General features: G+C 53.3%; 13 protein-coding genes. 7 read left to right on the top strand and 6 right to left on the bottom strand.

Going from position 1 to position 11,714, the window contains the following annotated elements; genetic code table 11:
• Positions 1-34 precede the first annotated feature (34 nt).
• Positions 35-298 (bottom strand): DNA-binding transcriptional regulator SfsB, encoded by a 264-nt coding sequence (gene sfsB, locus HMPREF0201_RS18970; RefSeq protein ID WP_016538379.1) that lies wholly within the window; start codon positions 296-298, stop codon positions 35-37.
• A 234-nt stretch (positions 299-532) separates the two neighbouring features.
• Positions 533-1,504 (bottom strand): octaprenyl diphosphate synthase, encoded by a 972-nt coding sequence (gene ispB, locus HMPREF0201_RS18965; protein ID WP_016538378.1) that lies wholly within the window; start codon positions 1,502-1,504, stop codon positions 533-535.
• Positions 1,505-1,764: 260 nt separating this feature from the next.
• Between ispB and rplU the strand changes: the two genes are divergently transcribed.
• From rplU to cgtA, 4 genes are all read left to right on the top strand, one after another.
• Positions 1,765-2,076 (top strand): 50S ribosomal protein L21, encoded by a 312-nt coding sequence (rplU, locus tag HMPREF0201_RS18960; protein WP_016538377.1) that lies wholly within the window; start codon positions 1,765-1,767, stop codon positions 2,074-2,076.
• Between the two features lie 19 nt (positions 2,077-2,095).
• Complete coding sequence (gene rpmA, locus HMPREF0201_RS18955) at positions 2,096-2,353, top strand: 50S ribosomal protein L27 (protein ID WP_007673187.1); 258 nt, start codon at positions 2,096-2,098, stop codon at positions 2,351-2,353.
• 92 nt (positions 2,354-2,445) lie between these two features.
• The gene (locus HMPREF0201_RS18950; RefSeq protein WP_016538376.1) at positions 2,446-3,411 is read left to right on the top strand and encodes a DMT family transporter; all 966 of its coding nucleotides are present in this window, start codon (positions 2,446-2,448) and stop codon (positions 3,409-3,411) included.
• A 16-nt stretch (positions 3,412-3,427) separates the two neighbouring features.
• On the top strand, positions 3,428-4,600 hold the full coding sequence (gene cgtA, locus HMPREF0201_RS18945) for an Obg family GTPase CgtA (RefSeq protein WP_016538375.1): 1,173 nt from the start codon (positions 3,428-3,430) through the stop codon (positions 4,598-4,600).
• Positions 4,601-4,639: 39 nt separating this feature from the next.
• Here cgtA and pmrB read toward each other — a convergent pair whose 3' ends face one another.
• The 3 genes from pmrB to dacB are packed head-to-tail and all read right to left on the bottom strand — an operon-like array spanning position 4,640 to position 7,790.
• A complete protein-coding gene (pmrB, locus tag HMPREF0201_RS18940; protein ID WP_016538374.1) occupies positions 4,640-5,695 on the bottom strand; it encodes a two-component system sensor histidine kinase PmrB in 1,056 nt (351 codons plus the stop codon).
• Positions 5,692-6,354, bottom strand: a complete 663-nt coding sequence (gene pmrA / locus HMPREF0201_RS18935) for a two-component system response regulator PmrA (protein WP_016538373.1) — start codon at positions 6,352-6,354, stop codon at positions 5,692-5,694. The genes pmrB and pmrA overlap by 4 nt, the downstream gene beginning before the upstream one ends.
• A gap of 2 nt (positions 6,355-6,356) precedes the next feature.
• A complete protein-coding gene (gene dacB, locus HMPREF0201_RS18930) occupies positions 6,357-7,790 on the bottom strand; it encodes a serine-type D-Ala-D-Ala carboxypeptidase (protein ID WP_039899445.1) in 1,434 nt (477 codons plus the stop codon).
• Between the two features lie 254 nt (positions 7,791-8,044).
• On the opposite strand from dacB, the gene greA reads away from it, so the two are divergent.
• Entirely contained in the window at positions 8,045-8,521 is a 477-nt protein-coding gene (greA, locus tag HMPREF0201_RS18925; RefSeq protein WP_016538371.1) for a transcription elongation factor GreA, read from the top strand.
• A 105-nt stretch (positions 8,522-8,626) separates the two neighbouring features.
• Here the strand turns inward: greA and yhbY are convergent, their stop codons facing one another.
• A complete protein-coding gene (yhbY, locus tag HMPREF0201_RS18920) occupies positions 8,627-8,920 on the bottom strand; it encodes a ribosome assembly RNA-binding protein YhbY (RefSeq protein ID WP_008454796.1) in 294 nt (97 codons plus the stop codon).
• A 126-nt stretch (positions 8,921-9,046) separates the two neighbouring features.
• Between yhbY and rlmE the strand changes: the two genes are divergently transcribed.
• Positions 9,047-9,676, top strand: coding sequence for a 23S rRNA (uridine(2552)-2'-O)-methyltransferase RlmE (rlmE, locus tag HMPREF0201_RS18915; protein ID WP_016538370.1), 630 nt, complete (start codon positions 9,047-9,049; stop codon positions 9,674-9,676).
• A gap of 56 nt (positions 9,677-9,732) precedes the next feature.
• A complete protein-coding gene (ftsH, locus tag HMPREF0201_RS18910) occupies positions 9,733-11,670 on the top strand; it encodes an ATP-dependent zinc metalloprotease FtsH (RefSeq protein ID WP_016538369.1) in 1,938 nt (645 codons plus the stop codon).
• Positions 11,671-11,714: the final 44 nt, after the last annotated feature.

The raw sequence follows: 11,714 nt of genomic DNA, 5'->3' as shown, positions 1-11,714 counted from the left end.
GAAGCGTAGAAAACCGGGGCTTGCCCCGGTTTTTTTATGGCTGACGAATTCTACTGGCTCTATCGATAAACTCATGGGTAAACGGATCGTGATAACGCGAAGGCCAGATTACCTGCGGCTCAACGCCAAGTCCCTGAGCGATAATCAGCTCTCCTTTAGGCCAAGGACGGGACAGGGCATTGGCAAGCGTTGATGAGCTTAAACCTGCCTGACGAGACAGCGCGGCCAGCGAGGTTCCCTTTTTTCGTAGCCCGGCAATAATATCCGCCGGATGCCAGTCCACATATTTATTTTCCATAATCTCTCCCTGTAGATCTTATAAGTTCAGCTCTGAGCTGAACGATGGCAAGGCAAGGTTATATCATAAAAGTTTCCAAATGGTTCCAGTAACTATTGGAAATAACTAAATATGTGTTTAATCACACAAAAGGGAGGGATTTTAATGAGATATTTAGCGATAGATGGCGTTTTTTAGAAAGAAAAAATAATTTATTGGAGTTTTTTGGCGCGCCTGCCGACGCGCTCAGAAAGGCTAGCGATCGCGCTGAACTGACATGTGAGCCAGAGAGATAAGCGCTTCGCGATAAGGGCTGTCAGCAAGAACGGAAAGTGCGCTAATGGCCTTGTCCGCTTCTTCTTCAGCCCGCTGACGCGTCCATTCCAGCGAGCCACAGGAAGCCATTGCCTCCAGCACCGGCTGCAGAAGATGACGGCCGTTCCCCTGTTCAATTGCACCGCGAATCATCAGGGTCTGCTCCGGCGTACCGTTACGCATCGCGTGCAGCAGCGGCAGAGTAGGCTTACCCTCATTCAGGTCGTCACCTACGTTCTTACCCAGCGTCTCACCGTCCGCGCTGTAATCCAGCAGGTCGTCAATTAACTGGAAAGCCGTGCCCAGATAACGACCGTAATCCTGTAGGGCTTTCTCCTGAGCTTCCGTCGCACCGGCAAGAATACCTGAGCACTGAGCGGCAGCTTCGAACAGCCGTGCGGTTTTACTGTAGATGACCCGCATGTAGCTCTCTTCGGTGATATCAGGATCGTTACAGTTCATCAACTGAAGCACTTCGCCTTCAGCTATGACGTTAACGGCCTCAGACATCACTTCCAGAACCTTCAGCGAACCGAGACTGGTCATCATCTGGAAGGCGCGGGTATAAATAAAATCACCGACCAGCACGCTGGCAGCGTTGCCAAAGGCGGCATTTGCCGTGGCCTTACCGCGCCGCATGTCCGATTCGTCCACTACGTCGTCATGAAGCAGCGTAGCGGTATGTATGAATTCTATAAGGGCTGCAATCCTGACGTGCGCCTGGCCTTCATAGGCAAGCGCGCGTGCGGCGAGCACGGCAATCATAGGACGAATACGTTTACCACCACCGCTGACGATGTAGTAGCCCAGCTGGTTGATAAGCTGGACGTCCGAATTCAGTTGTTCCAGGATTGTCGCATTGACACCCGCCATATCTTGCGCGGTTAACTCATTAATTTTTTCTAAATTCATCGCAAAAGTCTGGCTTTCGTCCTGTTTATTCCATATCCATATGGCATAACGAGAGGGTTGAGGTTCGATACTGTAGTACAGATTGTACTGAAAAAACGAGGCAGATAAACGGTGTGTGTGCGGTTGCGTTTTTTTTCTACGCTAATTGACGAACGGGCTTGTCAAAGCCTCACGATTTGCGTAATATTCGCGCCCTATTGTGAATATTTATAGCGCTACCTGAAACCAACGTAAGGTATGTGCGGAAAGCGGAGTTTTATATGTACGCGGTTTTCCAAAGTGGTGGTAAACAACACCGAGTAAGCGAAGGTCAGACCGTTCGCCTGGAAAAGCTGGACATCGCAACTGGCGAATCTGTTGAGTTCGCTGAAGTTCTGATGATCGCTAACGGTGAAGAAGTCAAAATCGGCGTTCCTTTCGTTGATGGCGGCGTTATCAAGGCTGAAGTTGTTGCTCACGGTCGTGGCGAGAAAGTTAAAATCGTTAAGTTTCGTCGTCGTAAGCACTACCGTAAGCAAGCGGGCCACCGTCAGTGGTTCACTGATGTGAAAATTACTGGCATCAGCGCCTAAGACCTGAGGAGTAGATTAAATGGCACATAAAAAGGCTGGCGGCTCAACTCGTAACGGTCGCGATTCAGAAGCAAAACGCCTGGGCGTGAAACGCTTCGGCGGTGAAACTGTTCTGGCTGGTAGCATCATTGTTCGTCAACGTGGCACCAAATTCCACGCGGGTAACAATGTAGGTTGTGGTCGTGACCACACCCTGTTTGCTAAAGCAGACGGTAAAGTGAAATTCGAAGTTAAAGGCCCGAACAATCGTAAATACATCAGCATCGTTGCTGAGTAAGTTTTTCGGTCCGGTAACGGATGAAAGCCCCGCAACGTGTTGCGGGGCTTTTTACATTGTACGCCTGGTAAATGAATACAGGGACACGGAGCATGGGGCAGCAGGCGGGTATCGGCATTCTTTTGGCGCTGATTACGGCGATGTGCTGGGGCGCGTTGCCGATAGCAATGAAGCAGGTGCTCACGGTGATGGAGCCGCCAACGGTGGTGTTCTATCGCTTCCTGATGGCCGGTATCGGCCTGGGGTTGATCCTCGCCGTTCGCGGTAAGCTGCCGCCGCTGAAGTTATTTCGTAAGCCGCGCTGGCTTGGTCTGTTAGCGATTGCCACCGGCGGCCTGTTCGGTAACTTTCTGCTTTTCAGCTCCTCCCTGCAATACTTAAGCCCGACCGCTTCTCAGGTTATCGGCCAGCTCTCCCCGGTAGGGATGATGGTGGCAAGCGTGGTCGTGCTGAAGGAAAAAATGCGTGGCACCCAGATTATCGGTGCCAGCATGCTGCTGTGCGGGCTGGTCATGTTCTTCAATACCAGCCTGATAGAAATTTTTACCCGCCTGACGGATTACACCCTTGGGGTTATCTTCGGCGTTTTGGCGGCGACGGTTTGGGTCTGCTATGGCGTCGCGCAGAAGGTGTTATTACGCCGGCTGGCCTCGCAACAGATCCTCTTTTTGCTGTACACTTTATGTACGCTTGCGCTGTTGCCGCTGGCGAAAGTGAATGTCATCTTCCAGCTCAGTAGCTGGCAACTGGCATGCTTAATTTTTTGTGGTCTGAATACGCTTGTGGGATACGGTGCGCTCGCCGAAGCGATGGCGCGCTGGCAGGCAGCTCAGGTTAGCGCCATTATCACGTTAACCCCGCTGTTCACGCTGCTGTTCTCAGACCTGTTATCCCAAGCCTGGCCCGATTATTTCGCCATGCCGTTGCTTAACCTTGTGGGTTATATCGGTGCGTTAGTCGTAGTGGCCGGAGCAATGTATTCCGCTATAGGCCACCGTCTTTGGGGGCGCTGGCATAAAACCGAAGCTGCCAAACCATTGCAACGTTCGGGCGAATGATTTACGGAGAAGTAAGATGAAGTTTGTTGATGAAGCAACGATCCTGGTCGTGGCGGGTGATGGCGGTAACGGCTGCGTTAGCTTCCGTCGTGAGAAATATATCCCGAGGGGCGGCCCGGATGGTGGCGATGGCGGTGACGGCGGCGACGTATGGCTGGAAGCAGACGAGAACCTGAACACGCTTATCGATTACCGCTTTGAAAAAGCCTTCCGTGCTGAACGCGGCCAGAACGGCCAGAGCCGTGACTGTACCGGTAAACGTGGCCACGACGTCACCGTGAAGGTTCCGGTTGGTACTCGCGTTATCGATCAAGGTACCGGCGAAACCATGGGCGATATGACCCAGCACGGCCAGAGACTGATGGTCGCGAAGGGCGGCTGGCATGGCCTGGGCAACACCCGTTTTAAATCTTCTGTAAACCGTACGCCACGCCAGAAAACCATGGGTACGCCGGGTGAGAAGCGCGATCTGCAACTGGAGCTGATGCTGCTGGCGGACGTCGGCATGCTGGGGATGCCTAACGCAGGCAAATCTACCTTCATTCGTGCCGTTTCTGCTGCGAAGCCAAAAGTAGCGGACTATCCGTTTACTACCCTGGTGCCGAGCCTGGGCGTTGTGCGCATGGACAACGAAAAGAGCTTCGTCGTTGCCGATATTCCGGGGCTGATTGAAGGCGCTGCCGACGGTGCAGGCCTGGGTATTCGCTTCCTGAAGCACCTTGAACGCTGCCGCGTACTGCTGCATCTCATTGATATCGAGCCAATCGATGGTTCCGATCCGGTTGAGAACGCCCGCATCATCGTCGGTGAACTGGAGAAGTACAGCGAAAGCCTGGCCTCCAAGCCGCGCTGGCTGGTCTTTAACAAGATCGACCTGATGGATAAAGCTCAGGCCGAAGAAAAGGCGAAGGCGATTGCCGAGGCGCTGGGCTGGGAAGATAAATATTATCTGATCTCCGCCGCCAGCCAGATGGGCGTTAAGGATCTGTGCTGGGACGTGATGACCTTTATCGTTGAGAACCCGATCACGGCCAGCGATGTGGCTAAGCAGACCGAGAAAGTCGAGTTTATGTGGGACGATTACCATCGTCAGCAGCTCGATGAAATGGAGTCCGAAGCCGAAGAGGATTGGGATGACGACTGGGATGATGAAGACGACGAAGGCGTGGAAATCATCTATCAGAAATAAGCATCAAAATCTTAAGGGGCCGGAATATCCGGCCCTTTTTTATTGGATGCTGGCGGGCAACCAGCAACTGGCTATCAGCCCGCCTTCAGGTCGGTTATCCAGCGCCAGGCGGCCATGGTGCAGCTGTACAATACGCAGTACGATGTTAAGGCCCATACCGCTTCCGCCATAGCGTCTGTCCATACGCTGGAAAGGTTCGGTGATACGCTGACGATGTTCTTCGTCGATACCGGGGCCACAGTCTGCAACGGCCAGCGCCGTTCCACTCTCCCTTTGTTCCAATAGAATGCCGATCGTGCCGCCTTCCGGGCTATAGCGTGAGGCGTTTTCCAGCAGATTACGCAGCATTAAACGTAGCAGTACTGCGTCGCCCTCCACCGTCAGGTTTGAGTCCGCTGGCCAGACGAATGTTTGCCCGCGCGGGGCAGCCAGCTCTTCCATCTCCATCTTCAGCGGAGCGATGATATCGCGGGTCCAGGCCAGCGTGTTGTAGTGCCCGCTTGCCAGCGCCTGCCCGGCTCGCGACAGCATCAGAAGCTGCTCGATGGTGTGCATCAGCAAATCAATACGCTCAAGCAGCATGGGCGCCTGTTCCACCCCCTTGTTCGCCATTAATTCCAGATGCAGCCTGAGGCCCGCCAGCGGCGTTCTCAGCTCGTGTGCGGCATCGGCGGTGAACAGGCGTTCCTGCTGAATGGTATGGTCAAGGCGGCCAAGAAGCTGGTTCAACGAGTTGGTGACTGCGACCATCTCGTCCATGTCAGAAAACATCGGCAGCGGGGAGAGATTGTCCGCCGAGCGGTTGGCCAGGCTTGAACGTAGCTGGCTGAGCGGGCGGGTTATCCAGGTGATGGCCCAGAAGGAGAAAAACAGCGTAAAGGCAACCATCACCAGCGAAGGGACCAGCAGGGAAGCAATTGCCTCGCGGATCTCTTTTTCCACATGCTGGTTTCTGGCTCTGGCAGACAGCGTTTCGTTAACCAAAAAGCCAATCTGCTCGCGGCTTTCATGCCACAGCCATACCACGCTAACCAGCTGGAAGAATAAGAGGATCAGCGCCAGCAGGATCATCAAACGCCGACGCATGCTGTTCATGAGCGGCTTTCCAGGCGGTAGCCAACGCCGCGCACCGTTTTTATCCGGTCTTTGCCCAGTTTGCGGCGCAGGTTATGAATATGTACTTCGAGCGTATTGGAGCCGGGATCGTCCTGCCAGCTATAGATATCCTGCTGGAGCGTTTCGCGGTGGACGGTCTGGCCGATACGCATCATTAATCTGGTGAGCAGGGCAAACTCTTTAGGCGTGATTTCGACCGGCGTACTGGCCAGCAGGACCTGCTGAGTTTGCAGGTTGAGCGTCAGGTCATCTTGTTGCAGCAGATTATCGCTATGGCCCTGATAACGGCGGATCAGGGCGCGAGCGCGTGCCTGAAGCTCGGCGAGAGCGAAGGGTTTTACAAGATAATCGTCGGCACCGGAGTCCAGGCCGTTAACACGGTCTTCCAGCGCGTCGCGAGCCGTCAGGATCAGCACCGGATTTTTAACCCCACGGCGACGCCACTGGCTTAATAGCGTCGCCCCGTCTTTATCCGGCAGGCCTAAATCGAGGATTATCAGGCTGTACTCGCCGCTTTGCAGCAGAGCATCCGCCTGCGCGGCCGTAGCGGCGCAGTCCAGAGCATAACCTTCACCGCCTAATGCCAGCGCCAGACCTTCCTGTAACAGTAAATCGTCTTCAACAATAAGCAGTTTCATGGTTAGTTATTCTGGTAGATGTCCTTGTAGAGGCGGCTTTCAAAACGCACCAATGGGATCCGGCGATTGCGCTGATCGGCTGGCTCAACAGCGTAGCCTGACAGATATTGCACGAAGGCCATACGCTGCCCGCTGGCGGTGGTAATAAAGCCAGCCAGGTTATAAACGCCCTGCAGCGAACCCGTTTTCGCCGAAACTTTTCCGTCAACGCCCGCCTGATGCAGGCCCGCACGATATTGCAGCGATCCGTCGTATCCGGCGAGCGGCAGCATAGAGATAAAGTTTAGCTGATTATCGTTTTGGGCGATGTATTGCAGGACCTGCATCATGGTTGCCGGAGAAATAAGGTTGTGGCGCGAGAGGCCTGAGCCATCCACGACAATGCTGTTGCCCAAATCCACGCCCGCCTTTTGACGCAGGATCTGGCGTACGGCATCGGAGCCTGCTCGCCAGGTGCCCGGTACGCCAAGCCGGTTATGGCCGATGGTACGGAACACGGTATCGGCAATCATGTTATCGGATTTCTTAAGCATGATTTTTAGCAGGTCGTGCAGCGGGGCTGACTGTTTGCTGGCGATAACCGTTCCCGGCGTGTTGGGCTGGGTCTGGCGTAAAAGCGTGCCGCTATAGCTAATTCCTGCCTGCTTCAACTCATCTTTAATAATAGCTCCGGCATAGCTCGCCCCGTCCTGAATGGCAAAGGCCAGCGGCAACGGATCGGCTCGCTGAGTCAGGCAGCCGGTGAGGGTATAGCGGTTCAGATCGCCGGGAACCACATCCAGCTCGCAGTATTGGGCATCAGGGGAACCTTTTGCCAGCGTTCTGACCTGGCTGAACATTACAACCGGATAGTAAGAGGCGATACGAATAAAGGCCAAATCGTCGGCTTTCGGGGCGCTGTAGAGCGAAATCGAGAAGCAGTTACGGTCAACGATAGCCGCGGCAGGTGGGGCGCTGAAGCACTGGGTCAGGTCGTTCCACGGCCAGCCTGGCGCTTTGTCGTGGCTGGCAAAGACCGAGGTGTCGACCAGCACATTGCCTTTAATTTGCTGTACGCCAGCTTTCTTGAGTTCGGCGACCATATTACGAATATCCTGACGCTTAAGCGTAGGATCGCCGCCAAATCGGGCAATAAGATCGCCTTCCAGCACGCCGTTATCAACCTGCGCGCGGCTTTCCAGCGTAGTGGTAAAACGGAAGTCCGGCCCCAGCTGTAACAGCGCTGCAAGGGCGGTAATGACCTTTTGGGTACTCGCCGGGAGAGCCATCTGCTGGCTGTGGTAATCAATAAATGGGCTGCTGGCCCCAACTTTTTGCACCATCAGCGCGAGGTTCGCCCCGTCAGGCAACTGGGAGGTATACTCTTCTACATTCGCAGCCTGAGCATTAATGGCTACAGCAGCGGTCAACCCAATGACAAATCTCAAAAATCGCATAATCTCGCGGTAACGGCCTGGAAACGTGACCGTCATACTACGGTGCATCGCGGTGCAAAGTAAACGATGACCCTTACGGAACTCCAGGGTAAAATGTCGGTCAATTTGAAAACTGTTACTGACCTGGGGCTATGATTCCGGGTCGGTTTTCTTTTATTTGTTGCCGGGGTGCATTGCGTCGCTCCGGCTATGCTCTTAAGCCAGCGTGGCCCATTTACCGCGCTGCACAGGACTGATTTTAAGAGGTATAACAAATGCAACCTATTCCGATGACCTTACGTGGCGCTGAAAAATTACGCGAAGAGCTGGATTTCCTGAAGTCCGTTCGCCGCCCACAAATCATTGCCGCCATCGCCGATGCTCGTGAACATGGCGATCTTAAAGAAAATGCTGAATACCATGCTGCGCGTGAGCAGCAGGGTTTTTGTGAAGGTCGCATTCAGGATATCGAAGCCAAGCTGTCTAATGCGCAGGTGATCGATGTCACAAAAATGCCTAACAACGGACGTGTGATTTTTGGTACTACCGTAACGGTATTGAACCTGGATAACGACGAAGAGCTTACTTATCGCATTGTTGGCGATGATGAGGCTGATTTTAAACAAAATCTGATTTCTGTGAATTCGCCAATTGCTCGCGGTCTGGTGGGTAAAGAATGCGATGATGTTGTCGTTATTCGTACGCCGGGCGGCGATGTAGAATTCGAAATCCTGAAAGTAGAATATTTGTAATTTTTACTACGCTGACTCAAGGGTTGGCGTATTGTAAAGAAAAGAAAAAGGCCGCATAGCGGCCTTTTATCAACGAACAGGGCGTGGCATTTTGCACACCACTGCTTACTTCGGCAGAGAGATCTTACGCTCTTTAGAAGGGCGGTAGAGCACCAGCGTTTTACCGATGACCTGTACGTTACAGGCGCCGGTTTCCCGCACGATGGCATCCACAATTAAGGTTTTGGTTTCGCGATCTTCCGTTGCGATCTTCACCTTGATTAACTCATGGTGCTCAAGCGCTTGTTCAATCTCGGCCAGTACCCCTTCGGTCAAACCATTGTTGCCAAGCATAACTACCGGCTTGAGCGGATGAGCAAGACCTTTCAGGTGCTGTTTTTGTTTAGTACTCAGATTCATCGTATTTTTTGCTTACGTTGGGATTGAAAACGGTTCATTCTACCGCCATCTCCAGTGTATCGCCAAATCGGCTGTGCTGATTGTTAGTTAGCCTGCTATTCACGATGAACAAAGTTGGAAATTGAGATGACAGGTAAAAAGCGTTCTGCCAGCTCCAGCCGCTGGCTGCAGGAACACTTTAGCGATAAATATGTTCTACAGGCACAGAAAAAGGGGTTGCGGTCCCGTGCCTGGTTTAAACTTGATGAAATACAGCAAAGTGACAAACTTTTTAAGCCAGGAATGACTATTGTTGATCTTGGTGCTGCACCCGGCGGGTGGTCACAGTATGTCGTGACCCAAATCGGGAATCAGGGGCGAATCATCGCTTGCGATCTTTTACCAATGGATCCTATCGTTGGTGTGGACTTCCTTCAGGGCGATTTTCGTGATGAATTAGTCGTCAAGGCCCTGCTGGAACGTGTTGGTGACAGTAAAGTTCAGGTTGTCATGTCAGATATGGCACCAAACATGAGCGGGACACCGGCAGTCGATATTCCGCGCGCTATGTATCTGGTGGAACTGGCACTTGAAATGTGCCGGGACGTGCTGGCGCCGGGCGGTAGTTTTGTAGTGAAAGTGTTTCAGGGCGAAGGCTTCGATGAATACCTGCGGGAAATTCGCTCCCTGTTTACGACGGTTAAAGTTCGTAAGCCGGACTCTTCTCGTGCCCGCTCACGTGAAGTGTACATTGTAGCGACCGGGCGCAAACTATAGTACCCTGACGCTGTTTGTTAACACAGTTGTAATATGAGGTTAATCCCTTGAGTGACATGGCGAAAAACCTAATACTCTGGCTGGTCATTGCCGTTGTGCTGATGTCAGTATTCCAGAGCTTTGGGCCCAGCGAGTCAAATGGCCGTAGGGTGGACTACTCCACTTTCCTGTCTGAAGTTAATCAGGACCAGGTTCGCGAAGCGCGCATCAACGGACGTGAAATCAACGTTACCAAGAAAGATAGTAACCGATACACGACTTACATCCCCGTTAATGATCCCAAGCTGCTTGATAGTCTGATTACCAAGAATGTGAAAGTTGTGGGTGAACCGCCTGAAGAGCCGAGCCTGCTGGCTTCTATCTTCATTTCCTGGTTCCCAATGCTGCTGCTGATTGGGGTCTGGATCTTCTTTATGCGCCAAATGCAGGGCGGCGGTGGCAAAGGTGCCATGTCGTTCGGTAAGAGCAAGGCGCGCATGCTAACGGAAGACCAAATCAAAACCACCTTTGCTGACGTTGCCGGTTGCGACGAAGCGAAAGAAGAGGTGGCCGAGCTGGTTGAATACCTGCGTGAGCCGAGCCGTTTCCAGAAACTTGGCGGTAAAATCCCGAAAGGCGTGCTGATGGTTGGCCCTCCGGGTACCGGTAAAACGCTGCTGGCTAAGGCTATAGCCGGTGAAGCTAAGGTTCCGTTCTTCACTATCTCTGGTTCTGACTTCGTGGAAATGTTCGTCGGCGTAGGCGCATCCCGCGTACGTGACATGTTCGAACAGGCCAAGAAGGCTGCGCCTTGTATTATCTTTATCGATGAAATCGATGCCGTTGGCCGTCAACGTGGTGCCGGTTTGGGCGGTGGTCACGATGAACGTGAGCAAACCCTGAACCAGATGCTGGTTGAGATGGATGGCTTTGAAGGCAACGAAGGTATCATCGTTATTGCTGCGACTAACCGTCCGGACGTACTTGACCCGGCACTGCTGCGTCCAGGCCGTTTCGACCGCCAGGTCGTGGTTGGGCTGCCTGATGTTCGCGGTCGTGAGCAGATCCTGAAAGTTCATATGCGTCGCGTTCCTTTAGCGCCGGATATCGATGCTGCAATCATTGCTCGTGGTACACCTGGCTTCTCAGGCGCCGATTTGGCTAACCTGGTGAACGAAGCCGCGCTGTTTGCCGCTCGTGGCAACAAGCGTGTGGTCTCGATGGTTGAGTTCGAGAAAGCGAAAGACAAAATCATGATGGGTGCGGAACGTCGCTCCATGGTGATGACGGAAGCGCAGAAAGAATCCACCGCTTATCACGAAGCGGGCCACGCGATTATTGGTCGCCTGGTGCCGGAGCATGATCCCGTACATAAAGTGACCATTATCCCTCGCGGTCGTGCGCTGGGTGTGACCTTCTTCCTGCCTGAAGGCGACGCAATCAGCGCCAGCCGTCAGAAACTGGAAAGCCAGATCTCCACGCTGTACGGTGGCCGTCTGGCAGAAGAAATTATCTACGGCGCAGAGCATGTTTCTACCGGCGCGTCGAACGATATTAAAGTCGCTACTAACCTGGCGCGTAACATGGTGACCCAGTGGGGCTTCTCCGACAAACTTGGTCCGCTGCTGTATGCGGAAGAAGAGGGCGAAGTATTCCTGGGCCGTTCAGTTGCAAAAGCGAAGCACATGTCCGATGAAACCGCGCGTATCATCGACCAGGAAGTGAAGTTACTGATTGAACGTAACTACGCCCGTGCTCGCCAGTTGCTGAATGAGAACATGGATATTCTTCACACCATGAAAGACGCGTTGATGAAGTATGAAACCATCGATGCTCCGCAGATTGACGATCTGATGGCTCGCCGCGAAGTGCGTCCGCCAGCAGGTTGGGAAGAGGCGAGCAAAGGCAGCAATAATTCTGACAACAACGGCACCCCGAATGCGCCACGTCCGGTTGATGAACCGCGTACGCCAAACCCGGGCAATACCATGTCAGAGCAGTTGGGCGACAAATAAGACGCTCACGCCAGATGTTTTTGCAGTAATCTATAAACCCCGGG

Origin of the sequence: Cedecea davisae DSM 4568, from assembly GCF_000412335.2 — a bacterium.
In the GTDB taxonomy this organism is placed as follows: domain Bacteria; phylum Pseudomonadota; class Gammaproteobacteria; order Enterobacterales; family Enterobacteriaceae; genus Cedecea; species Cedecea davisae.
This window is presented reverse-complemented; position numbering and strand designations above follow the sequence as displayed.